The organism is Streptomyces sp. CNS606, assembly GCF_000426325.1.
Window position 1 is genome coordinate 148,287 of the sequence record NZ_AUFD01000010.1, and the last position, 24,508, is coordinate 172,794.

19 protein-coding genes and 1 pseudogene are annotated in these 24,508 nt (G+C 73.9%); 8 read left to right on the forward strand and 12 right to left on the reverse strand.

What is annotated here, in order from left to right; all coding sequences use genetic code 11:
* Position 1: 1 nt before the first annotated feature.
* From alr to K304_RS0108285, 12 genes are all read right to left on the reverse strand, one after another.
* Complete coding sequence (alr, locus tag K304_RS0108230; RefSeq protein ID WP_051308122.1) at positions 2–1,231, reverse strand: alanine racemase; 1,230 nt, start codon at positions 1,229–1,231, stop codon at positions 2–4.
* A 44-nt stretch (positions 1,232–1,275) separates the two neighbouring features.
* Positions 1,276–2,253, reverse strand: coding sequence for a L,D-transpeptidase (locus tag K304_RS0108235; protein ID WP_486591603.1), 978 nt, complete (start codon positions 2,251–2,253; stop codon positions 1,276–1,278).
* Between the two features lie 112 nt (positions 2,254–2,365).
* Positions 2,366–3,805 (reverse strand): bifunctional ADP-dependent NAD(P)H-hydrate dehydratase/NAD(P)H-hydrate epimerase, encoded by a 1,440-nt coding sequence (locus K304_RS0108240; RefSeq protein WP_027763354.1) that lies wholly within the window; start codon positions 3,803–3,805, stop codon positions 2,366–2,368.
* A gap of 85 nt (positions 3,806–3,890) precedes the next feature.
* The gene (locus K304_RS0108245; RefSeq protein ID WP_027763355.1) at positions 3,891–4,259 is read right to left on the reverse strand and encodes a holo-ACP synthase; all 369 of its coding nucleotides are present in this window, start codon (positions 4,257–4,259) and stop codon (positions 3,891–3,893) included.
* A gap of 16 nt (positions 4,260–4,275) precedes the next feature.
* Positions 4,276–6,123: a glutamine--fructose-6-phosphate transaminase (isomerizing) gene (gene glmS / locus K304_RS0108250; RefSeq protein WP_027763356.1), complete on the reverse strand. Its 1,848-nt coding sequence runs from the start codon at positions 6,121–6,123 to the stop codon at positions 4,276–4,278.
* A 36-nt stretch (positions 6,124–6,159) separates the two neighbouring features.
* Positions 6,160–6,420 (reverse strand): hypothetical protein, encoded by a 261-nt coding sequence (locus tag K304_RS0108255; RefSeq protein WP_037789575.1) that lies wholly within the window; start codon positions 6,418–6,420, stop codon positions 6,160–6,162.
* Positions 6,421–6,531: 111 nt separating this feature from the next.
* Positions 6,532–7,341, reverse strand: a complete 810-nt coding sequence (locus K304_RS0108260; RefSeq protein WP_027763358.1) for an ABC transporter permease — start codon at positions 7,339–7,341, stop codon at positions 6,532–6,534.
* Complete coding sequence (locus tag K304_RS0108265) at positions 7,338–8,339, reverse strand: daunorubicin resistance protein DrrA family ABC transporter ATP-binding protein (RefSeq protein WP_027763359.1); 1,002 nt, start codon at positions 8,337–8,339, stop codon at positions 7,338–7,340. The genes K304_RS0108260 and K304_RS0108265 overlap by 4 nt, the downstream gene beginning before the upstream one ends.
* Positions 8,340–9,037: 698 nt before the next feature.
* Positions 9,038–10,399: a phosphoglucosamine mutase gene (gene glmM / locus K304_RS0108270; protein WP_027763360.1), complete on the reverse strand. Its 1,362-nt coding sequence runs from the start codon at positions 10,397–10,399 to the stop codon at positions 9,038–9,040.
* A gap of 173 nt (positions 10,400–10,572) precedes the next feature.
* Positions 10,573–11,076, reverse strand: coding sequence for a 30S ribosomal protein S9 (rpsI, locus tag K304_RS0108275; protein WP_027763361.1), 504 nt, complete (start codon positions 11,074–11,076; stop codon positions 10,573–10,575).
* 41 nt (positions 11,077–11,117) lie between these two features.
* On the reverse strand, positions 11,118–11,561 hold the full coding sequence (gene rplM / locus K304_RS0108280; protein WP_027763362.1) for a 50S ribosomal protein L13: 444 nt from the start codon (positions 11,559–11,561) through the stop codon (positions 11,118–11,120).
* Positions 11,562–11,950: 389 nt separating this feature from the next.
* Positions 11,951–13,579, reverse strand: a complete 1,629-nt coding sequence (locus K304_RS0108285; RefSeq protein ID WP_027763363.1) for an ATP-binding cassette domain-containing protein — start codon at positions 13,577–13,579, stop codon at positions 11,951–11,953.
* 55 nt (positions 13,580–13,634) lie between these two features.
* Between K304_RS0108285 and K304_RS28015 the strand changes: the two genes are divergently transcribed.
* The 8 genes and pseudogenes from K304_RS28015 to K304_RS28035 all read left to right on the forward strand — a co-directional run bounded on the left by K304_RS28015 (position 13,635) and on the right by K304_RS28035 (position 24,401).
* Entirely contained in the window at positions 13,635–14,858 is a 1,224-nt protein-coding gene (locus K304_RS28015; protein WP_486591604.1) for a MalY/PatB family protein, read from the forward strand.
* A 239-nt stretch (positions 14,859–15,097) separates the two neighbouring features.
* Positions 15,098–16,603, forward strand: coding sequence for an ergothioneine biosynthesis glutamate--cysteine ligase EgtA (egtA, locus tag K304_RS28020; protein ID WP_078528789.1), 1,506 nt, complete (start codon positions 15,098–15,100; stop codon positions 16,601–16,603).
* Complete coding sequence (egtB, locus tag K304_RS0108300) at positions 16,600–17,964, forward strand: ergothioneine biosynthesis protein EgtB (protein ID WP_027763364.1); 1,365 nt, start codon at positions 16,600–16,602, stop codon at positions 17,962–17,964. The genes egtA and egtB overlap by 4 nt, the downstream gene beginning before the upstream one ends.
* Positions 17,964–18,806 (forward strand): ergothioneine biosynthesis protein EgtC, encoded by an 843-nt coding sequence (gene egtC / locus K304_RS28025; protein WP_078528791.1) that lies wholly within the window; start codon positions 17,964–17,966, stop codon positions 18,804–18,806. Before egtB ends, egtC begins: the two co-directional genes overlap by 1 nt.
* Positions 18,803–19,774, forward strand: coding sequence for an L-histidine N(alpha)-methyltransferase (gene egtD / locus K304_RS0108310; RefSeq protein ID WP_027763365.1), 972 nt, complete (start codon positions 18,803–18,805; stop codon positions 19,772–19,774). Before egtC ends, egtD begins: the two co-directional genes overlap by 4 nt.
* 99 nt (positions 19,775–19,873) lie before the next feature.
* The gene (locus K304_RS0108315) at positions 19,874–20,725 is read left to right on the forward strand and encodes a hypothetical protein (RefSeq protein ID WP_027763366.1); all 852 of its coding nucleotides are present in this window, start codon (positions 19,874–19,876) and stop codon (positions 20,723–20,725) included.
* A gap of 345 nt (positions 20,726–21,070) precedes the next feature.
* Positions 21,071–22,192 (forward strand): annotated as a pseudogene (locus K304_RS31650) (M28 family metallopeptidase); the annotation flags it as partial.
* Positions 22,193–22,859: 667 nt separating this feature from the next.
* A complete protein-coding gene (locus K304_RS28035) occupies positions 22,860–24,401 on the forward strand; it encodes a S8 family peptidase (RefSeq protein WP_051308126.1) in 1,542 nt (513 codons plus the stop codon).
* Positions 24,402–24,508: the final 107 nt, after the last annotated feature.

The window sequence follows — 24,508 nt, forward strand, 5'->3', positions numbered from 1 at the left end:
CTCAGCCCCCGACCGGCTCGGTCGCGCCCGGCTCGGCGGCCTCCGGCGCCTGAGCGTGCACGTGCACGCGGGGCACGCGGGTGCCGATGCGGGTGACGATCTCGTACCCGATGGTGCCCACCGCGCGGGCCCAGTCCTCGGCGGTCGGCTCGCCCCGGTCGCCGGGCCCGAAGAGCACCGCCTCGTCCCCCGCCTGCGCGCTGTCCCCTCCGAGGTCGACGACGAACTGGTCCATGGCCACCCGCCCGGCCACCGTCCGCAGCTTCCCGGCGACCAGCACCGGACCGGTGCCCGAGGCGTGCCGGGGCACGCCGTCGGCGTAGCCGGTCGGGACCAGCGCGAGCGTCGTGGCGCCCGGAGTGGTGTACGTGTGCCCGTACGAGACGCCGTGCCCGCCCGGCACCCGCTTGACGTTCGCCAGCGACGCGCTGAACGTCATCGCCGGGCGCAGCCCGAGGTCCGCGGCGACGCCCACCTCCGGCGACGGCGACAGGCCGTACACCGAGACCCCGGACCGTACGAGGTCGAAGTGCGACGCGGGCAGCGTCAGCGTGGCCGGCGAATTGGCCAGGTGCCGCACCTCCGGGTCCAGCCCGGCCCGGGCGGCGGTCGCCAGCGCCTCCCGGAAGGCGGCGAGTTGCAGGGCGATGGAGGGGTGGCCGGGTTCGTCGGCGCAGGCGAAGTGCGACCAGACGCCGGTGACCCGCACCGTGCCCTCGACCTCGGCGGCACGGGCGGCGGACACCAGGTCCGGCCAGTCGGCGGGCTGGCAGCCGTTGCGGCCCAGCCCGGTGTCGGCCTTGAGCTGCACGCGGGCGGCGACGCCGGAGGCGCGGGCGGCGGCGCGGATCTCCTCCAGCGCCCAGCGGCCGCTCGCCGACACGTCCAGGTCGGCCTCGATCGCCTCCCGCCACGGGCCGCCCGGCGTCCACAGCCAGCACAGGATGCGGCCGGTGTCACCCGCCGCGCGCAGCGCCAGCGCCTCCTCGGGGGTGGCCGTGCCCAGCCAGGACGCGCCCGCCTGCCGTGCGGCCCGGGCACACGGCACGGCGCCGTGCCCGTACCCGTCGGACTTCAGCACCGCCATCAGGCCCGCGCCGCCCGCCGCGTACCCGCGCAGCGCACGCACGTTGGCGCGCACCGCGCCGAGGTCGATCTCGGCGCGGGCGCGCCTGGTGCCCGCCGGCGGCGGGGACGGTGCCGGGAGCGGCGTGAGGTCCGTGTCGTTCACGCGCCCAGTCTCTCAGGAGCCGCACCCGACGGCTCCCGGCGGCGTCAGCGCTCGGGCTTGGCGCCCCACACGTAGATCCGGTCGCCCTTGCCCAGCACCTGCCACAGCCGTTCCGCGTCCTCGTAGCGGAGGTTGACGCAGCCGTGCGAGCCGGGACCGGTGTAGAGGTCGTCGTACACGCCGTGCAGTGCCTGCCCGCCGTCGAAGTACTGGCTGAACGGCATCGGCGAGTCGTACAACGTCGAGTGCTCGTGGCGCACCCGCAGGTAGACGTCGTGCCAGCCGGTGCGGGTCTCGTAGCCCGGCTTGCCGCTGCGGATCGGGACCGGGTCGTAGATCATCCGGTCCCCGTCCCGCACCCACATGATCTGCCGGCTCAGGTCCAGGCATGCCACGACGCCTTCGCGGCGCGGACAGCCGCGCAGCTTCTCGGGGTGGGCGCGCGCCCAGCGGAGCGTCATCACCTTCCAGGTGACCGGCCCCGCGAAGCCGCTGTTGGGGTAGATGCCGACCTTCGTCTGCCACTCCTGGATCGCCCTGCAGTCGGCCTTCGACTGCACGCCGTCCTCCTCCAGCCCCAGGTAGCGCTCCACGAAGAGCTGGTACGGGCCGGTCGACGCGGTGCACGGCGGCAGTTTCGGCTTCGGCTCGTCCGCGCGGATCTGCTCGCCCGGCGGCACGTACTCGATCAGCGAACTCCGCACGGCGTACTCGGCACCCGGCGTGCGGGGCGTGGGGCGGGCCCGCGTGGAGCCCTCCGGGGCGGCCGAGCCGGCCGGACCGTCCTCGGCGGTGCTCGGCGGGAAGGAGCCCTGGTCGGGTGTGCCCCGCTGGTACGGCTGCTTCTCCGGCAGGGGGTAGCCGGGCACGAGGTCGGCCTCGGGCACGTGGCCGCGGGGCATCGGGCCGTCGCCGGGTGCGGCGGTCGCGGCGCCGCCGGCGAGAACCAGGGGCAGGGCGGTCAGGGCGGCCAGCAGGGCCGCGCGGAGACGTGGGCGCTTGCGTGGGTTCGTCGAGTGCACGCCCCACCCCTCCCGCACCCCGCGTCCGCCGTGCGCGGAGTTCCCCGCGTTCACCCCGCTGCGGCCCGCCTTTCCCCCGCCGGGAGCAACCCCGGCGGGCGGCACGGGCGGGTCAGAAGACGTCGGCCCAGGCCCGGGGGAGGGCGGCGGCGACGTCGCCGGCGGACGGCGGGATGGGGGCGAGGCGGCCGGCGAGGCCGTGGAGATAGGCGCCGCAGGCCGCGGCGTCACGCGGAGCGAGACCCGCCGCCAGCAGCGAGCCGATCAGACCGGACAGCACGTCACCCGTCCCCGCCGTGGCGAGGCGCGGCGTGCCGGTGGGGTTGACGCGTACCGGGTCGGCGCCGTCCGGTGTGGCGACCAGAGTCGTCGAGCCCTTCAGCAGAGCCGTCACGCCGAACCGGGACGCCAGTTCGCGCACGGCCTTCAGACGTCCGGCCTCGACCTCCACGCGGGTCGCGCCCAGCAGGGCGGCCGCCTCGCCGGCGTGCGGGGTCAGCAGGGTCGGCGCCGCGCGGCGCCGCACCGCGGCGGGATCGAGCAGCCGCAGCCCGTCCGCGTCCACGAGGACCGGGACGTCCGACTCCAGTACGTCCTCCAGCGCGCCGCGCGGTCCCGAGCCGTCGCCGAGGCCCGGCCCGATCACCCACGCCTGCACCCGGCCCGCCTTGGAGGGGGCCGCGTCCGACACCAGCGTCTCCGGAAACCGCCGCACCACGTCGTCGGCGGCCGGACCGACGTACCGCACCGCACCGGCGCCGCCGCGCAGGGCTCCCGCGACGGCCAGCACCGCCGCCCCCGGGTAGCGGGCGGAGCCCGCGACCAGGCCGACGACGCCACGCCGGTACTTGTCGCTCTCCGCGGACGGCCGCGGCAGCAACGCGGCCACGTCGGCGTGCTGGAGCGCCTCCAGTTCGGGACGTTCCGGCAGGTGCGGGCCGAGACCGATGTCCACCAGCCGCAGCGCGCCCGCGTGCCCGGCGGCCGGGTCGACCAGCAGGCCCGGCTTGTACGCGCCGAACGTCACGGTGGCAGCCGCCCGTACGGTCGCGCCGCGCGCCTCCCCGCTGCCGGCGTCCACCCCGCTGGGCAGGTCCACCGCCACCACCGGCACCCCGGCCTCCTCGACGCGCCGCACCAGCGCCTCCGCGTCGGGACGGAGGCCGCCCGTGCCGCCGATGCCCACGATGCCGTCCACGACGAGGTCGGCTCGCGCGACCGCCGTTCCGGCCGCGTCCGGGCCCGTCGTACGGCCGCCCGCGGCGCGGAGGGCGGCGAGTCCGCCGGGGTGCGCCCGGTCCGGTGCGAGGAGTACGGCCGTCACCCCGGCGCCGCGCCGCGCCAGCCGCGCGCCGGCGTACAACGCGTCGCCGCCGTTGTCGCCGCTGCCGACGAGCAGCACCACACGCGCACCGTAGTTCCGGTGCAGCAGGCCCGCGCAGGCCGCCGCCAGCCCGGCCGCCGCGCGCCGCATCAGCGCCCCCTCCGGCAGCTGAGCCATCAACTCCCGCTCGGCCGCCCGCACACTCTCCACGCCGTACGCAGTCCTCATGCGTCCCAGTGTGACCGCTGGGACGCGTCGGCACGCGCCCTCGAAGCCACCCGCCCGGCCGGGCCGACGCGTGAACGGGACCGGCTCAGCCCTCGGCGACGACAACGGCGGAGGCGACGCCCGCATCGTGGCTGAGAGACACGTGCCAGTGCCGGACGCCGAGTTCGGCGGCGCGGGCGGCGACGGTGCCCCGAACCACGAGGGAGGGCTGCCCGGAATCGGCGACGACGACCTCCGCGTCCGTCCAGCGCAGGCCCCGCGGCGCGCCGAGGGCCTTGGCGAGGGCCTCCTTGGCCGCGAAGCGCGCGGCCAGCGAGGCGACACCGCGCGGGTCGCCGTCCGGCAACGTCCGTTCGGCGTCGACGAAGAGCCGGTCCGCGAGCTGCGGCGTGCGTTTCAGCGCGGCCGCGAACCGGTCGATCTCCGCGACGTCGATGCCCACCCCGATGATCATGCCCGCCCGCCGACCGTCACTCCACCGTCACGGACTTCGCCAGGTTGCGCGGCTGGTCCACCTCGTTGCCGCGGGCGGTGGCCAGTTCGCAGGCGAAGACCTGCAGCGGCACCGTGGCGACCAGCGGCTGGAGCAGGGTCGGCGTCTGCGGGATCTCGATGAGGTGGTCGGCGTACGGGCGGACCGTCGCGTCGCCCTCCTCGGCGATGACGATCGTGCGGGCGCCGCGGGCGCGGATCTCCTGGATGTTGGAGACGATCTTGTCGTGCAGGACGGAACGGCCACGCGGTGAGGGGACCACCACGACGACCGGCAGGTCCTCCTCGATCAGGGCGATCGGCCCGTGCTTCAGCTCGCCGGCGGCGAATCCCTCGGCATGCATGTAGGCGAGCTCCTTGAGCTTGAGCGCGCCCTCCATGGCGACGGGGTAGCCGACGTGGCGGCCGAGGAACAGCACGGTGTTCTTGTCGGCCAGGCCGCGCGCCAGCTCCCGCACGGGCTCCATGGTGGTGAGGACCTCCTCGACATGGGTGCCCATGGCGGAGAGTTCCTTGATGACGGCGAGGACCTCGTCGCCCCACTTGGTGCCGCGCACCTGGCCCAGGTAGAGGGCCACCAGGTAGCAGGCGACGAGCTGGGTGAGGAAGGCCTTGGTGGAGGCGACCGCGACCTCGGGGCCGGCGTGCGTGTAGAGCACGGCGTCGGACTCGCGCGGGATCGTCGAGCCGTTGGTGTTGCAGATGGCGAGGACCTTCGCGCCCTGCTCGCGGGCATGCCGCAGGGCCATCAGCGTGTCCATGGTCTCGCCGGACTGGCTGATGGCGATCACCAGCGTCCGCGAGTCCATGATCGGGTCGCGGTAGCGGAACTCGCTGGCCAGCTCGGTCTCGCAGGGGATGCGCGTCCAGTGCTCGATCGCGTACTTGGCGATCATTCCCGCGTGGAACGCGGTGCCGCAGGCGACGATGACGACCTTCTCGATCTCGCGCAGCACCGAGTCCGGGATGCGCACCTCGTCCAGCCGCAGCTCGCCGGCCGCGTCGATGCGGCCGAGCAGGGTGTCGGCGACCGCCTTGGGCTGCTCGGCGATCTCCTTCAGCATGAAGTAGTCGTAGCCGCCCTTCTCGGCGGCGGAGGCGTCCCAGTCGACGTGGTAGCGGCGCACGTCCGCGGTGGCGCCGTCGAAGTCGGTGACCGTGACACCCTCCCGGCGCAGCTCCACGACCTGGTCCTGACCCAGCTCGATGGCTTCGCGGGTGTGGGCGATGAACGCGGCGACGTCGGAGGCGAGGAAGTTCTCGCCGTCGCCGACGCCGACGACCAGCGGCGAGTTGCGCCGGGCGCCGACCACGACGTCCGGGTCGTCGGCGGAGACGGCGACGAGCGTGAACGCCCCCTCCAGGCGGCGGCACACCTGCCGCATGGCCTCGGCGAGGTCGCCGCTGGCGGAGAAGCACTCGGCGAGCAGGTGCGAGACGACCTCGGTGTCGGTCTCGGACAGCAGCTCGTGGCCGCGCTCGGCCAGCTCCTCCCGGAGCAGGGCGAAGTTCTCGATGATGCCGTTGTGCACGACGGCGACGCGCCCGGCGTTGTCCAGGTGCGGATGCGCGTTGGCGTCGGTGGGACCGCCGTGGGTGGCCCAGCGCGTATGGCCGACGCCCGCGGGGCCGCTCGGCAGCGGCCGGTCGCTCAGCTCCTTCTCCAGGTTGGCGAGCTTGCCCGCCTTCTTCGCCGCGGCCAGCCCGCCGTCGGCGAGCACCGCCACACCGGCCGAGTCGTAGCCCCGGTACTCCAGCCGGCGCAGGCCGGCGATGACCACATCGAGGGCGGACTGCCCTCCCACGTAACCGACGATTCCGCACATGCGCAGCAGCCTACGTTGCGGCGGACCGCCCGCCGGTCACCCCTCGCGTGACATCCGGTCGACGGCGTCCTGTATGAGGTCCCGGTACTCGGCCTCCTCGCAGCGCGGCTTGCTGCCGCTGCGGTAGAGGTCGAGCGTGTCGGAGAGATCCTCCGACAGGTCCTCGTCCGGGAGTTCGGCGGCGATCTCGTCGTAGACCGCGCTGGGGCCGTACGGGCCGGGCGGGCCGGGCGGCGGCCCGGCGACGTCCGTACGGCCGCGGCGCAGCCGCATGCGCGGGATGGGCACGTGGAGCATGTCTCCCCCCAGGAGCGTCGCGAGTGAGGGAAACGTAGTGGAAGTCCGCGCATGCGTACACCCTTTCCCCACGCCCGTGGGTGAATGAGGGAAGCGTCACGCGGACGGCGGTCACGCCTGCGAGCGGTAGGCGCGCATGGCGAGGGGGATGAAGACCGCGGCGATCGCCGCCGCCCACACCAGCGACCACATCACCGGCTGGCCGACCTCGCCGCCGACCAGCAGCCCGCGGAACGCGTCGGAGAGATGCGTCACCGGGTTGATGTCCACCCACGCCTGGAGCCAGCCCGGCATGGTCTCCACCCGCACGAACGCGCTGGAGGTGAAGGTGATCGGGAAGATCAGCGTGAACGCGAAGACCTGCACCTTCTCCGGGTCGCCCGCGAGCATGCCGATCAGCACCGCACTCCAGGACACGGCGGCCGCGAACACCATCAGCAGCAGTGCCGCGCCGAGGAAGCCGCCCACCCCCGTGGTGATCCGGAATCCGAGCGCCGCGCCGAGCCCGATCATCAGCACCATCGCCCACAGCTGCTTCGCCAGGTCGGCGGTGATCCGCCCGAACAGCGGCGCGGACCGTGCGATGGGCAGGCTGCGCAGCCGGTCGAAGACGCCCTTGGTGAGGTCGCTGTTCAGGGACATGGCCGTGTACATCGACATGAACAGGGTGTTCTGCACGATGATGCCGGGCAGCGCGTACTGGAGGTACTCCTCCGGCGAACCGGCCATCTGGCCGCCGAACACGTAGGTGAACAGGAACACGAACATGATCGGCGTGATGCTGTAGTCGACCAGTTCGAGCGGGTTGTGCTTCACCGAGACCAGGCTGCGCCAGGCCATGGTGCCGGTCTGCCGCACGGCGGCCACCGGACGCACCCGGCCGGTCTTGGTCAGCGGCGCGGTGATCGTCGCAGCGGTCATGACGCACTCTCCACGGGCTCGGCGAGGGACTCCTCGTCGGCGGCTTCCTCGTCCTCGGGCGTCTCCGGCTCGGCACGGTGGCCGGTGAGCGCCAGGAACACCTCGTCCAGGGAGGAGCGGCGCAGCGCCAGCTCTCCGACGGCGATCCCCTCCTGGTCCAGCCGGCGCACCACGGCCGGCATCAGCTCCGGCTCCATCACCGGCGCGGTGATGACCTCGCCCTCGATCTGGGTCTGCGGACCGGCCGCCTCGGCGACCAGGGCGGCGGCGGTGGCCAGGTCGGAGGCCTGCACGGGCCGCAGCTGGAGCACCTGCCCGCCGACGGCCGACTTCAGCTCGTCCGGCGTGCCGTCGGCGATGACGCGGCCCTTGTCGATGACCACGATCTCGTCGGCGAGCCGGTCGGCCTCCTCCAGGTACTGGGTGGTGAGCAGCGCGGTGACGCCCTCGGCCACCAGACCGCGCAGCATGTCCCACAGCTCTCCGCGGCTGTGCGGGTCGAGGCCGGTGGTCGGCTCGTCGAGGAAGAGGATCCGCGGCCTGCCGACGAGGCTGGCCGCCAGGTCGAGGCGCCTGCGCATGCCGCCGGAGAACGTCTTCACGGCGCGGCCGGCCGCGTCGCTCAGCTGGAACCGCTCCAGGAGCTCGGCGGCCCGCGCCTTCGCCTCACGCCGCGATATGCCGAGGAGGCGGCCGATGAGGAGCAGGTTCTCCGTGCCCGTGAGGTTCTCGTCGACGGCGGCGTACTGGCCGGTGAGTCCGACGAGCGAGCGGACGAGGCCGGCCTCGCGCACCACGTCGTGGCCGGCGACCGTGGCCCGGCCGGCGTCGGGGCGGAGCAGTGTCGCGAAGATGCGGACGGCGGTCGTCTTTCCGGCGCCGTTGGGGCCCAGCAGGCCGAGCACCGTCCCGGTGCGGGCCGCCAGGTCCACACCGGCGAGCGCCTCCGTCTCCTTGAACCGCTTGGCCAGGCCCTCGGCCTGGATCGCGTAACTCATGGCGTGGTCCCTTGTGCTCCGTGGGCGCCCGGGTGGCACCCACTCTCCACAACTGTGACTCCTGCCACTGACATTTCTCATCGAAGCCGGATTTGCCCGACCTTTGCGCACGCCCCGGGCGGGGGCGACGAGCCGGGGCCCCTTCCCGCTCCGGCCGGGCGCCGCAGACGAACATCCGGCCCGCAGCGGGGAGCGGCCGGCGGACAGCGTCTTCGCCTCGCGGCGGCACACGGCGCGGGCGGGCGAGGTGCCGCCGTCGCGGGCACTCCAGGGCCGCCGTCTGGTGCTGTGGCCAGGAAGGTCTGCCGGGAGACTCGCGGCGTCCGGTGCAGGGGGGTCTGCCCAGGTCCGCCAGGACCGTGGGGACGCATCGCAAGGCGGAGGACCGCAGCTCGTACCCGTCCGTACTCGCGCGAGGCGACAACGGTGGGGCACCCCCGTGCCCGAAGGGCCACGGGGGTCAGGTGCCGTGCCAGGCATCGCGAGCCGGTGAACCTTTCCGGTCACGGCACTGGGGGCCGGGGCGCGCACCGATCCCGCGACGGGGCCGCTTCGCCGGGCTGGACGGCAAGGGCCGCAGGACGACCGACACCCCCTTCCCGCCGAGCGGGAAGGGGGTGTCGGAGTGTCGAGGCGCCGCGCTCCGCACGTGGGGCGTCGGCGAGCAAGGCGCCAGGCGGAGACGTCAGCCGGACACGTCAGCCGAGGGAGCGCTTGACGGCGTCGGCGAGACGGTCGGCGACGTCGCGGGCGACGTCCAGCTCGGGAGCCTCGACCATGACGCGCACCAGCGGCTCCGTGCCGGAGGACCGCAGCAGCACGCGCCCGGTCTCGCCCAGCTCGCGCTCGGCCTCCTGGACGGCCGTCGCGAGCTCGGCCGACGTGCCGACGCGGGACTTGTCCACGTCCCGCACGTTGACCAGCACCTGCGGGAGCCGTTCCATGACGGACGCGAGGTCGGTCAGCGTACGGCCGGTGGCCGCGACGCGGGCGGCCAGCAGCAGGCCGGTCAGCGTGCCGTCGCCGGTGGTGGCGTGGTCCAGGACGATGACGTGGCCGGACTGCTCGCCGCCCAGCGAGAAGCCGTTCCGCTTCATCTCCTCCAGCACGTAGCGGTCGCCGACGGCGGTCTGGACGAGCTCGACGCCCTCCCGCTTCATCGCCAGCTTGAAGCCGAGGTTGGACATGACGGTGGCGACCACGGTCCCGCCGCGCAGGGTGCCGGCCTCCTTCATGGCGAGGCCGAGGACGGCGAGGATCTGGTCGCCGTCGATCTCGTTGCCGTCGGCGTCGACGGCCAGGCAGCGGTCGGCGTCTCCGTCGTGCGCGACGCCCAGGTCCGCGCCGTGCGCGGCGACGGCGGCACGCAGGCCGTCCAGGTGCGTGGAGCCGCACTCGTCGTTGATGTTGAGGCCGTCGGGCTCGGTGCCGAGCGTGACGACGACCTCCGCCCCGGCCCGGGCGAACGCCTCGGGCGAGACGCGGGCGGCCGCGCCGTGCGCGCCGTCGATGACGACCTTGAGGCCGTCGAGGCGGTTGGGGAGGACGCCGACGAGGTGGGCGACGTAGTTGTCGAAGCCCTCGTCGTAGTCGCGGACGCGGCCCACGCCGGCCCCGGTGGGACGGTCCCACGGCTCACCGGAGGCGTGCTCGCGGTACTTCGTCTCGATACGGTCCTCGAGCTCGTCCGCGAGCTTGTGACCGCCGCGCGCGAAGAACTTGACGCCGTTGTCCGGCATCGGGTTGTGGCTGGCGGAGAGCATCACGCCGAGGTCCGCGCCGAGCGAGCCGGTGAGGTAGGCGACCGCGGGCGTCGGCAGCACGCCGACCCGCAGCACGTCGACGCCGGCGCTGGCCAGCCCGGCCACCACGGCGGCCTCCAGGAACTCCCCGGACGCACGCGGGTCCCGTCCGACCACCGCCACCGGGCGGTGCCCCTCGAACGTCCCCGCCTCGGCGAGCACGTGCGCCGCCGCGACCGACAGGCCGAGTGCCATCTCGGCCGTCAGGTCCTCGTTGGCGACGCCGCGCACCCCGTCCGTACCGAAGAGTCGTCCCACGTGTGTTCCTCCGCGTTCGCGGTGCCGGAGCCTCGCCGCTCCGCCACCGATGTCCGATGTCCGCCCCGTACGCCTCCGTCCCACGCCCCGGCCGTACGCCCGTACGACGGACGCCCCGTCGGCACCGAGGTGCCGACGGGGCGTCTGCAGGGCGGCTCCAGCCAGCGCGGGCGTCAGCGCTTGCTGTACTGCGTGCCCTTACGGGCCTTCTTCAGACCGGCCTTCTTGCGCTCGACGGCGCGGGCGTCACGGGTCAGGAAGCCGGCCTTCTTGAGCGGGCCGCGGTTGTTGTCCACGTCCGCCTCGTTGAGGGCACGGGCCACGCCGAGGCGCAGCGCACCGGCCTGACCGGAGATGCCGCCGCCCGCGATGCGGGCCACGACGTCGTAGCGGTCGTCGAGCTCGAGCACCTTGAAGGGCTCGTTGACTTCCTGCTGGTGCACCTTGTTGGGGAAGTAGCCCTCGAGGGTGCGACCGTTGATCTTCCACTTGCCGCTGCCCGGGATGATCCGGACGCGGGCGATGGCGTTCTTGCGGCGGCCGGTGCCGGCGGCCGGCTGCGGCTCGCCGAAGCTGGACGCCAGGGACTCGGAGGTGTACTCCGCCGGGGCCTCGGGGGTCTCGGTGGTGTACTCCTGCACGTCCTCGACAGGGGCCTCAGGGGTGGTCTCGGCCACGATTCTCCTCAGATTCTCTTCGTCGTAAGGGGTGGCCGGACTTACTGCGCGACCTGGCTGATCTCGAACGGAACGGGCTGCTGGGCCGCGTGCGGGTGCTGGTCACCCGCGTAGACCTTCAGCTTCGAGAGCATCTGGCGGCCCAGGGTGTTCTTCGGGAGCATGCCCTTGACGGCCTTCTCGACGGCCTTCTCGGGGCTCTTCTCCAGCAGCTCGTCGTAGCGGACGGACCGCAGACCGCCCGGGTAGCCGGAGTGGCGGTAGGCCATCTTCTGGGTCCGCTTGTTGCCGGACAGGTGCACCTTGTCGGCGTTGATGACGATGACGAAGTCACCAGTGTCGACGTGGGGCGCGTAAACCGGCTTGTGCTTACCCCTCAGAAGGGTGGCGGCCTGAGTGGCGAGCCGGCCCAGGACGACGTCCTGCGCGTCGATGACGTGCCACTGGCGCTGAACGTCGCCGGGCTTGGGGCTGTACGTACGCACGGTATTGGCCTTCGCTTCTTCAGTGAACTGTGGTCTCCCCCGGCCGCTAGGCCGTGGGGACGGGTCCTGACAGGGCCACCTGTGCAGGTCACGACAGCATCGACCGCACGCGGTGACGCAGTCCGGGAGTGCGGTCGCCGGTGACCGGCGGGTGTGGCCGGTGTAAGAGCCCCTCACGTGAGAATGAGCAAGCCAATACACACAACGAACTGGCAGAATACCGGGCCGCCGAACGGCGGTCAAAACACGGTGACGGCGTACGCCGCGCAGCCCTCCACGGCGGGTCCCCTCGCCGGTCGCCCGCGCGTGCCGTCACACCCTCTCCGACCCCCTCGTCCGCGCGGGCGGAAGGAGCTGCGACGCCGCCCGTCGGCCCTCGCCGCGCGGGCCTACCGCGCCCGTGCGACGCGTCCCTCGTCCCAGACGGGCTCCGGCGCCTCCCGCAGGCGGCCGTCGGAGCCGAAGACCAGGAAGCGGTCGAAGGAGCGGGCGAACCAGCGGTCGTGCGTGACGGCCAGCACCGTTCCCTCGTAGCGCTCCAGCCCTTCCTGCAGGGCCTCCGCGCTCTCCAGGTCCAGGTTGTCGGTCGGCTCGTCCAGCAGCAGCGCCGTCGTGCCCGCCAGCTCCAGCAGCAGGATCTGGAAGCGGGCCTGCTGCCCGCCGGACAGCTTGTCGAAGGGCTGCTCGGCCTGCGCCGTCAGCTCGTACCGGCGCAGCGCGTTCATCGCCGTGCCCCGGTCGCGGGCGTGCTCCTCCCACAGGATGTCCCGCAGCCGGCGCCCGTGAAGCTCCGGATGCGCATGGGTCTGCGCGAAGTGCCCCGGGACGACGCGGGCCCCCAGCCGCCAGCGCCCCGTGTGGGAGACCGGGTGCTCGGGGTCCCCCGCGAGCAGCCGCAGGAAGTGCGACTTGCCGGAACCGTTCGACCCGAGGACGGCGACCCGCTCGCCGTAGAAGACCTCCAGGTCGAACGGCTGCATCAGCCCGGTCAGCTCCAGCTGCTCACAGGTGACCGCGCGTACGCCGGTGCGGCCGCCGCGCAGCCGCATCCGGATGTCCTGCTCGCGCGGGGGCTCCTGCGGCGGGCCGGCCTCCTCGAACTTCCGCAGCCGGGTGCGGGCGGCCTGGAGCCGGGAGGCCATGTCGGAGTTGAAGGCCGCCTTCTGCTTGTACATGTTCACCAGCCGCTTGAGCTGCGCGTGCTGTTCGTCCCAGCGGCGGCGCAGCTCCTCGAAGCGGGCGAACCGCTCGCGCCGCGCCTCGTGGTACGTGCCGAAGCCGCCGCCGTGCACCCACACGTCGCTGCCGGCCGGGCTGGGCTCCACGCTGACGATCTTGTCCGCGGCGCGGGCCAGCAGCTCCCGGTCGTGGGAGATGAAGAGCACCGTCTTGCGGGTCTCCCGGAGCTGCTCCTCCAGCCAGCGTTTGCCGGGGACGTCGAGGTAGTTGTCCGGCTCGTCGAGCAGCAGCACCTCCTCGGTGCCGCGCAGCAGCAGCTCCAGGACGAGGCGCTTCTGCTCACCGCCGGAGAGCGTGGTCACCTTGCGCCACTGCGCCTTCTCGTACGGCACGCCCAGCGCGGCGGTGGTGCACACGTCCCACAACGTCTCGGCCTCGTAGCCCTGCGCCTCGGCCCAGTCGGCGAGCGCCTGCGCGTACGCCATCTGCGCGGCCTCGTCGTCCACGGTCATGATCGCGTGCTCCGCCTCGTCCACGGCCCGGGCGGCGGCGCGGATGCGGGGCGGGGAGACGGAGACCAGCAGGTCCCGCACGGTCCGGTCGTCCCTGACCGACCCGACGAACTGCGGCATCACGCCGAGGCCGCCCGAAACGGTGACCGTGCCGCCGTGCGCGGTCAGCTCGCCGGAGATCAGGCGCAGCAGGGTCGTCTTGCCGGCGCCGTTCGCCCCGACCAGCGCGACCGACGCGCCCTCGCCGACGCGGAACGAGGCGTCGGCGAGCAGCATCCTCCCGTCCGGAAGGAAGTACTCCACATGTGCCGCCTCGACGTGTCCCATCCGGCCGATTCTGGCCGTCTGTCCCCACACGGCCAACCGATTTACCGTGAGGCCCGTGACGGACACCGAGGCGATACGGACCGACCCGCTGGTGCAGTGCTCCCTGACGGAGCTGCGCCGCCGCACGAGCACGAAGTGGCGCACCCATCCCGCGGACGTGCTGCCCCTGTGGGTGGCCGAGATGGACGTGCCGCTCGCCGAGCCGATCGCGCGGGCGCTGCGCGAGGCCGTGGACCTGGGCGACACCGGGTACGCGGAGGGGCCGGGCCCCTATGCGGCGGCGCTGGACGGCTTCGCCGCGAAGCGGTGGGGATGGCGCGTGCCGGCCGACCGGATCCGGCTGGTGCCGGACGTCATGCAGGGCGCGGCCGAGCTGCTGCGGCTGGTCACCCGTCCGGGCGATGCGGTGGTGCTGAGTCCGCCGGTGTACACGCCGTTCTTCCAGACCGTGGCCCGGCTCGGGCGCCGGCTGGTCGAGGCCCCGCTGGGCGCGGACGGGCGGCTGGATCTCGACGTGCTGGATGCGGCGTTCCGCACCGCCGTCACGGGCGGGGGCAGCGCGGCGTACCTCCTGTCCAGCCCGCACAACCCGACCGGCACGGTGCACACGGCGGACGAGCTGGCCGGCGTGGCGCGGCTCGCCGAGACGCACGGAGTGCGGGTGATCGCGGACGAGATCCACGCCCCGCTGGTCCCGGCCGGCGCGACGTTCACCCCCTATCTGACCGTGCCGGGCGCGGAACGCGGCTTCGCGCTGTTCTCGGCCTCCAAGGCGTGGAACCTGGCCGGTCTCAAGGCCGCCGTCGCGGTGGCCGGCGAGGCGGCGTCCGACGACCTGGCCCGGATGCCCGCCGAGGTGGAGAACGGCGCCTCCCACTTCGGCGTCCTCGCGCACGTGGCCGCGCTGCGGGACGGCGGAGCCTGGCTGGACTCCCTGCTCGGCGGGCTGGCGGCGAACCGCGCCCTGCTCGCGGACCTGCTGGCCGAGCGGCTGCCGGACGTGCGGTGGCGCGAGCCGGAGGGCACGTTCCTGGCCTGGCTGGACTGCGCGGCGCTGGGCCTCGGCGACGATCCGGCCGCGGCGTTCCGGGAACGGGGCCGGGTCGCCGTCGTGCCGGGCCACGTCTTCGGCTCCCCGGGCGCCGGACACGTCCGCCTCAACTTCGGGACGGCTCCGGAGATCCTCTCCGAGGCCGTCACCCGCCTGGCCGCCACCCGGAGCTGGCCCCGTCGGAGCTGTGGGGACCGTCCCGGAGAGTCTCCCGTGCCCCACGATTGAGCGCTGCCTTGTCAGGACGGTTGTCTCCACGTCCCAGCCCGCCGGACGCACGCGCGGACACGGCGGGCGGACGGGAGGGGCCGGAATCGGCGGTCCCGCGCGGCGGGAAGTGTGCCGTCGCGGGCGAGGGGGAACCGCCCTACGATGACCGAGGACGGGCGCCGTTCGGTGACCGTCCGCGACCCGCACCACGAACGCCGTACGCCACCGCGAACCGTTCACCTGCGAGGGGAGCCCCCGTGGCCCGTGCGCATCCCGTCCCGAGTGGAGACCCGCTCACCGAGTCCGAGGCCGCGGCCCACATCCGGGGCATCTGCTTCAAGACCGGCCCGCCCCGCCGTCTCGGCGTCGAGCTCGAATGGCTGGTGCACGACGTGCACGCCCCTCCGCCGGGGCGCACCGGCTCCCGACGCCCGCACCCGCGCGCCGCCACGACCCCCGCCCGCGCGCCGGTCGACCGCCCGCCCGATCGCACGCCTCCCGGCCGGCAGGGCGACCGCACACCGCTCGACCGCACCGCCCTCGACCCGGCCCGGTTCGAGGCCGCGTACGCCGCTCTCCGCGCCACGCCGCTGCGCTCCGCGCTCACCGTCGAGCCCGGCGGCCAGATCGAGCTCAGCTCGCTGCCCGCGGACTCCCTCACCTCCTGTCTCCGGTCCCTCCACACGGACCTGGCCGCCGTACGCGCGCGGCTGGGCGAGCACGGCCTCGCCCTCGTCGGTCACGGACTCGATCCGTACCGACCGTCCCGGCGCGTGCTGGACCTGCCGCGCTACCGCGCGATGGAGGCGTACTTCGACCGCTCCGGACCGGCCGGGCGGGCCATGATGTGCAGCTCGGCGTCCGTGCAGGTCTGCGTGGACGCGGGCACGGAGGAGCCCGGCCCGCTCGGCTACGCCCGCCGCTGGCTGCTGGCGCACCTGCTGGGCGCCGTTCTGGTCGCCGCGTTCGCCAACTCGCCGCTGCACCGGGGGCGGCGCACCGGCTGGCGGTCGACCCGGCAGGCCGTGTGGGCGGCGATCGACAACGGCCGCACCCTCGCCCCCGCCCCCGGCCGCGACCCGCGCGCCGCCTGGACCGCCTACGCGCTGGACGCCCCCGTGCTGTGCGTCCGGGCGGCGGAGCCGGACGAGCCGTGGGAGATCCCGCCGGACTGCGGCTACTCGTTCCGCGCCTGGCTGCGCGGAGCCGGTCCGCGGCCGCCCAGCGTGGAGGATCTCGACTACCACCTGACGACGCTGTTCCCGCCCGTGCGGCCGCGCGGGCACCTGGAACTGCGGATGATCGACGCCCAGCCCGGTGACGACGGCTGGATCGTGCCGACGGCGGTGACCGTGGCGCTGTTCGACGATCCGGCCGCCGCCGAGAGCGTCTACCGCACGGTGAAGCCGCTGGGGGACATGGCGGGGCCGTCGCCCGCGCCGCGCAACCCGCTGTGGCGGCGCGCCGCGCGGTACGGGCTCACCGACCCGGAGCTGCACGCCGCCGCCCGCGCCTGCTTCGCCGCCGCCCGCGAGGCGCTGCCCCGCCTCGGCGCCGGGCCGGAGGTGCTGGCGGCCGTCGACCGGTTCCGCGAGCGGTACGTCGAGCGGGGCCGGTGCCCCGCCGACGACGTGCTCGACGCGTGGCGCCCGCGGCCCCCGGCCGCCCCACGCACCGCACGCCCCGCCGTTCTCGCAGAACCCGCAGACCCCGCAGACCCCGTCGGCACCACCACGGACGTACCGAGGGAGAGCCGCTCATGACGACCGCCGAGGACCGGACGGTCCCGTACGACCCGGAGGTGCTGCGTGCCCGGGCCCTGGAGACGCTGCTCGCGGCCCGCGCCCGCACCACCGGGCTGACCAGCTGCGTCGACGAGCACGACCTGACGGCGCAGCACTCCCCGTTGATGTCTCCGCTGGTCTGGGACCTTGCGCACATCGGCAACCAGGAGGAGCAGTGGCTGCTCCGCGCCGTGGGCGGGCGGGACGCCATCCGGCCCGACATCGACCCGCTGTACGACGCCTTCGAGCACCCGCGCGCCGCGCGCCCCTCCCTGCCGCTGCTCTCCCCCGCCGAGGCACGCGCCTACGTCGCCGAGGTACGCGGCCGGGCGCTGGACGTGCTGGAGGCCAGCCCCCTGCGCGGCACCGGTCTGCTCGACGGCGGCTTCGCGTTCGGCATGATCGCCCAGCACGAGCAGCAGCACGACGAGACGATGCTGATCACCCACCAGCTGCGGCGCGGCCCGGCGGCGCTGACCGCTCCCCAGCCGCCCCCGGCACCGGCCGACGCGGCGCTGCTCCCGCCCGAGGTGCTCGTCCCCGGCGGTCCGTTCGTCATGGGCACGGACACCGAGCCCTGGGCGCTGGACAACGAACGCCCCGCCCACCGCAGGAACGTTCCGGCGTTCTTCCTGGACACCCTGCCGGTGACCAACGCCGCCTATACCCGCTTCCTGGAGGGCGGCGGCTACGACGACCCCCGCTGGTGGACGGAGGCCGGCTGGGAGCACGTACGGCGGCACGGCCTGTACGCGCCGCGGTTCTGGTCCCGGGAGGGCGGCCAGTGGCTGCGCGACCGGTTCGGCGTCACCGAACCCGTGCCGCCCGAGGAGCCCGTGCTGCACGTGTGCTGGTACGAGGCCGACGCGTACGCCCGCTGGGCCGGGCGACGGCTGCCCACCGAGGCCGAGTGGGAGAAGGCCGCCCGCCACGACCCGGCGACCGGCCGGTCCCGCCGCTACCCGTGGGGCGACGCCGACCCCGGCCCGCAGCACGCCAACCTCGGTCAGCGACACCTGCGTCCCGCCCCCGCGGGCGCCTACCCCGAGGGCGCGTCCCCGCTGGGCGTACGCCAGTTGATGGGCGACGTGTGGGAGTGGACGTCGTCGGACTTCCTGCCCTACCCGGGCTTCCGCCCGTTTCCGTACCGCGAGTACTCCGAAGTGTTCTTCGGCGGCGACTACAAGGTGCTGCGCGGCGGGTCGTTCGCCGTGGACGGCGTCGCCTGCCGGGGCACGTTCCGCAACTGGGACCACCCGGTGCGGCGGCAGATCTTCTCCGGATTCCGCACCGCGCGCGACGCGAGCCCCCGTGCCGACGACGTGGAGGTGACCGCCTGATGTGCCGTCACCTCGCCTATCTCGGGCCGCCGGTCGCACTGCGCGAGATGCTGCTGGCACCCGCCCACTCGCTGTACCGCCAGTCCTGGGCCCCGCGCCGGCAGCGGTACGGGACCGTCAACGCCGACGGTTTCGGCGCCGGCTGGTACGCGCCCGACGACCCGGTGCCCGCCCGCTACCGCCGTTCCGGGCCGGTGTGGGGCGACCCGTCGTTCCAGGACCTGTGCCGGGTGGTCCGTTCGCACGCCGTGCTGGCCGCGGTCCGCGACATCACCGAGGGCTGCGTCGCCGACGAGTCGGCCGCCGCCCCGTACGCCGCCGGGTCGTGGCTGTTCAGCCACAACGGCGCCCTGGACGGCTGGCCCGCCTCCGTCGCCGGCCCGGCCGCCACCCTCCCCACCGCCGAACTGCTCGCCCTGGAGGCACGCTGCGACTCCGCGCTCGCCTGGGCACTGATCCAGCACCGGCTCCGGTCCTCCGGGAGCGACCCGGGCGACGACGCCCTCGCCGGCGCTCTCGCGGGCGTCACGCGCGAACTCGCCGCGGCGGCCCCCGCCTCCCGGCTCAACTTCCTCCTCACCGACGGCCGCACGATCGCCGCCACCGCGTGGGGCGACGAGCTGTGGTACCTGCACCTCGGCGACCGCTCCCTCGTCGTGGCGTCCGAGCCGTACGACGACGACCCGCGCTGGGCGACCGTGCCCGACCGCCATCTGCTCACCGGCGACCCGTCCGCCGTCCACCTCACCCCGCTCGACGAGCACGCCGGCGACCGCCCGGTCCACCCCTCCGTCCACCCGCAGCACGCCCGCCCTTCCCAGCGACAGGAGCCCGCACTGTGAGCCCCTTCTCCCTCACCCGCACCCTGCCGCCGGACGCCACCGCCGCGGCCCTCCGCGCCGACGTGCAGCAGGGCCTCGCCCGGCAGCCCAAGGAGCTGCCGCCGCGGTGGTTCTACGACGCCCGCGGCAGCGAGCTGTTCGAGGAGATCACGCGCCTGGACGTCTACTACCCGACCCGCGCCGAACGGGAGATCCTCCAGGCCCGCGCCACCGAGATCGCGGACGTCACCCGAGCCCGCACACTGGTGGAACTGGGCTCCGGCTCCTCCGAGAAGACCCGCCTCCTCATCGACGCCCTCACAGCGCGCGGCGGCCCGCTGCACTACGTGCCGGTGGACGTCAGCGAATCCGCGCTGACCGGCGCCGGGCAGGCCCTGCTCGCCGACCACCCCGGCCTCACCGTGGACGCCCTGGTCGCGGACTTCTCCACCGCGCCCGCGCTCCCCGCCACCCCCGGCCCGCACCTGATCGCCTTCCTCGGCGGCACCCTCGGCAACCTGGTGCCCGGGGAACGCGCCGGCTTCCTCCGCATGGTGCGCTCGCTCCTCGGCGACGAGGACGCGCTGCTGCTGGGCACGGACCTGGTCAAGGACCCGGCGACCCTGGTCGCCGCCTACGACGACGCGCAGGGCGTCACCGCCGCCTTCAACCGGAACGTGCTCGCCGTGCTCAACCGCGAACTGGACGCCGACTTCGCCCCCGACGACTTCGACCACGTCGCCGTCTGGGACGCGGAACGCGAATGGATCGAGATGCGGCTGCGCGCGCGGAGCACGGTCACCGCGAAGATCCCGGCCCTGGACATGACGGTCGACTTCGCGGCCGGGGAGGAGCTGCGCACCGAGGTCTCGGCCAAGTTCCGCGAGGCGGGCGTACGCGAGGAGCTGGCCGCAGCCGGCCTCGCCCTGCGGCACTGGTGGACGGACCCCGGCGGGCGGTTCGCCCTGTCCCTCGCCTCACCCGCGTAGACCGCCGCCCCACGGGCCCACGGCCGGCCACCGGCCCTCGCTCCGCCCCGCCGTACTCCGCCGCACGCGTGCGGCGGAGTACGGCTTAGGATGCGGCGCATGAGTTTCAGCCAGGGTGATCCGTTCGGGCGCGGCGGAGCCGGGGGTTCCGGAGGTTCGGGGGGATCCACGCCGGACTGGGCCGCCCTCGCCGAGGAGTCGGAGCGCAAGCGCGCCAGCAAGCGGCGCTGGCTGATGATCGGCGGCGGCGCTCTGGCGACGGTCGCGGTGGCGGGCATCGTCGCGGTGGCCGTGGTCAGCGAGAACGGCGACCCGGAGGACAAGCCGTCGCAGTCCCTCCCCACTCCGGAGGACCTGCCGTCGAGCCCTCCACAGCCGGAGCCCACCTTCGAAGAGGAGCTGCCGCCCGCTCCGCCGCAGGACTACCTGAAGAACCCGGAGAAGGACAAGGCACCCATCGACACGGGCGCGCTCTTCCCGGACGCGACGATCACCGTCAACGGCCGCGAGTACACCCGCGAGGCCGTCGACTCCACGAAGAAGTGCACCGCCTCCGCCCAGGGCGATCTCGGGCCGGTGCTGGAGAAGAACGACTGCCGGGAGATGTTCCGCGCCACCTTCGTCCGCGACGGGCTGGCCTTCACCCTCGGCATCGCGGTCTTCGACTCCGAGAAGGACGCCTCCGCCGTCAAGTCCGGCTACGAGCCGAACGTCGAGTCCCTCTCCGGCGGCGACGTGCCCACGTACTGCCGCACGGTCGTCTGCCGCACCACCGTCAACTCGCTCGGCCGGTACGCCCTGTTCACCATCTCCGGCCACACCGACGGCAAGCCCGCCGGCGACGACGACGAGCCCGCCAAGCAGGTGGCCGTCGACGGCTCCAACTACGGCTACGCCCGCCTCATCGACCGCGGCGAACGCCAGGCCGCCGCGGACGCCTCCGCGGGCTGAGCCCGCGCCCGGCCGCCGGAAGCGTGCGGTCGCCCCGCACCCGGTGCTGACTCGAACTCCGCCCCGCCAACCGCGCGTTGCGCGCAAGCGAGCGGGGCGGTGGTCGGGGCGGCTGGTGAGTCCGCGTGGCCGCGTGAGTGGCGGAGTGGCTGGACACCCACACCCAGGCCCGGCAAAGCCGCCCGCCCAGCCCCGCCACACCCACGCCCCGGCCAACCCCACGGCACGACAAGGGTTTTCCCCGATTTCACTTCTTCCGCATCTTTCCGATGCTCACCCACGGGGTCACGGCGGCCCCGCCCCCTGCTCGTGGCCTTGCAGGGGTGGAGAGGAAGGAGGGCTGGGATGCCGAAGCTCAGACGCGTGGCCGCGTCGGTGGCGGTTCTCGCCCTGTCGGTGTCCGGCGCCGCATTCACCGGAGGAGCCGCGCAGGCCGACGCCCCCGGTGCCGCGCCGGGCGCCGGGGAGGTCACGGCCACCGCGGCCGTACCGGACATCTCGCTCGCGAACGTCAAGTCGCACCTGAACGAGTTCCAGAGCATCGCCGACGCCAACGGCGGGAACCGGGCACACGGCGAGCCGGGTTACAAGGCGTCCGTGGACTACGTCCGCGGGAAGCTGGACGCCGCCGGCTACGACACCACCCTCCAGACGTTCAGCTACTTCGGCGAGACCGGCTACAACCTGATAGCCGACTGGCCGGGCGGCGACCCGGAGCAGGTACTCATGGCGGGCGCCCACCTGGACAGCGTGAGCGCCGGTTCCGGCATCAACGACAACGGCACCGGGTCGGCGGGCATCCTGGAGGTCGCGCTCGAAGTCGCGCGCCAGGACCACCAGCCGGACAAGCACCTGCGGTTCGCATGGTGGGGCGCCGAGGAGCTGGGCCTGGTCGGCTCCGAGCACTACGTGGACACCCTGTCGTCCGCCGAGCGCCAGAAGATCGCCGGTTACTACAACTTCGACATGATCGGCTCGCCCAACGGCGGCTACTTCGTCTACGACGGCGACGACTCCGACGGCACCGGCTCCGGGCCCGGCCCGGACGGCTCCGCGCACCTGGAGGACGTGCTGGAGGAGTACTTCGCCACCATCGACGTCCCCACCCGCGGCACCGACTTCGACGGCCGGAGCGACTACGGACCGTTCATCCGGGTCGGCATCCCGGCCGGCGGCACGTTCACCGGGGCGGAGGGCCGCAAGACGCAGTCCGAAGCGAACATGTGGGGCGGCACCGCCGGACAGGCGTACGACCCGTGTTACCACCGCAGTTGCGACGATCTCGGCAACATCGACGACACCGTGCTGAACCGCAACGCCGACGCCGTCGCCTACGCGATGTGGACGGTCGGCGGGGAGCGGTCCGCGAACGACTTCAGCGTCTCCCTGTCGCCCGCCTCCGGCACCCTCGAGGCCGGCGCGTCGGCGACCACCACCGTGGCGACCGCCACCACCCGGGGCAGCGCACAGACGGTGGCGCTCTCCGCACAGGGCCTGCCCGACGGCGTCACCGCGAGCTTCTCCCCCGCCACCGTCACCTCCGGCGAGTCCTCGACGATGACCCTCACCGCCGCCGCCGACGCGCCCTCGTCGAGCGCCACGGTCACCGTCACCGGCGACGGCAGCGAGTCCACCACCAGCGCCGGCTACGCCCTCACCGTGAACGGCACCTCCGCATGCTCCGCCGAGAACGGCGCGAACGGCACGCTGAGCAGCGGCGGCAGCGCGATCCAGCCCGACGGCAGCTACTTCCAGGCCCCCGCCGGCACCCACACCGCCTGCCTCGACGGCCCCGACGGCACCGACTTCGACCTCTACCTCCAGAAGTGGAACGGCTGGAACTGGGCCGACGTCGCCGGCTCCACCAGCGCCGGCCCCGACGAGGACATCGACTACAGCGGCTCCTCCGGCTACTACCGCTACCGCGTCCACGCCTACAGCGGCTCGGGCTCCTACAGCCTCGGCTGGAACACCCCCTGACCGGACGGCCGGGCCTGTGACGAGGGCCCGGCCGCACCCCCCATGCACCACCCGCACGACCGCACGACCGCACGACCGCACGACGGCAACGCAGCACGATCTCGCGGGCCGTGCCCCCGCACGGCACCGACCCCACACATCCGAGTGAGGAAGCATGCTGCACAGAAACCACCCCGCACCCCCGCCCCGCGCGAGACGCGGGCTGCTCGCGGCGTCCCTGACCGCACTGTTCGCGGCCGGCGCCCTGGCCGCCCCCGCTCAGGCGGCCGAGGGCGAGATCCGAGCCGCGAACAGCCCCGACCGCGTCGAGGGCCGCTACATCGTCGTCCTGGACGGCAACCCCTCGGTCGTCGACCGGGCCGAGCAGCTCACCGACCGGCACGGCGGCAAGGTGACGCGCACCTTCTCCACCGCGCTCGACGGGTTCGCCCTGAAGGGCGACGAGAAGGCCGCCCGCGCCATCGCCGCCGCCCCGGGCGTCGCCTACGTCGAGGCCGACCAGCGTGTCGAGGCCACCGGCACGCAGAGCAACCCGCCGTCCTGGGGCCTGGACAGGATCGACCAGGCGCAGCTGCCGCTGGACGACAGCTACAGCTACCCGGACACGTCCTCCGGGGTGACCGCCTTCATCATCGACACCGGCATCCGCGTCTCCCACGAGGACTTCGGCGGCCGGGCGACCTGGGGCTACAACTCCACCGGAGACGGCCAGAACACCGACTGCAACGGCCACGGCACCCATGTCGCCGGCACCACCGCGGGCGACGACTTCGGCGTCGCCAAGGAGGCCGACCTGGTCGCCGTGAAGGTCCTCGGCTGCGACGGCAGCGGCACCAACGCCGGCGTCATCGACGGCGTCGACTGGGTCACCCAGAACGCCTCCGGGCCGTCCGTCGCCAACATGAGCCTCGGCGGCGGCAACTCCCCCGCCCTGGACGACGCGGTGCAGCGCTCCATCGCCTCCGGCATCACCTACGCCGTCGCCGCGGGCAACAACAGCCAGAACGCCTGCACGGGTTCCCCGAACCGGGTGCCCGAGGCGATCACCGTCGGCGCCACGACCATCAACGACAGCCGGTCGTACTTCTCCAACTACGGCTCCTGCCTGGACATCTTCGCGCCGGGCAGCGACATCACCTCCGCCTGGATCGGCAGCGACACCGACACCAACTCCATCAGCGGCACGTCCATGGCGTCCCCGCACGTCGCGGGTGCAGCGGTGCTGGTCGTCGGTGCCAACCCGTCCTGGTCGCCCCAGCAGGTGCGCGACTACCTGGTGCAGAACGCCACGACCGGTGTGGTGTCCGGCGCCGGCAGCGGCTCCCCCAACCGCCTCCTGCGCGTGGTGGGCGACGGCACCCCGCCCGACCCCGACCCCGAACCGGGCGCCTGCTCGGACTACGCCAAGACCAAGAACGGCACGCTGAGCAGCGGCGGCAGCGCGATCCAGCCCGACGGCAGCTACTTCCAGGCCCCCGCCGGCACCCACACCGCCTGCCTCGACGGCCCCGACGGCACCGACTTCGACCTCTACCTCCAGAAGTGGAACGGCTGGAACTGGGCCGACGTCGCCGGCTCCACCAGCGCCGGCCCCGACGAGGACATCGAGTACAACGGCTCCTCCGGCTACTACCGCTACGAGGTCCACGCCTACAGCGGCTCCGGGAGCTACACCCTGGGATACGAGACACCGTGACCCGGTGACCCACCCCTGAACGCAGGGCGTCGGCGCGCGCTCCCCCGCCCGCCGGCGCCCTGCGCACGTCCCGCCACACCGCGCCGGAAGCGCCGGGCCGCCGGTCC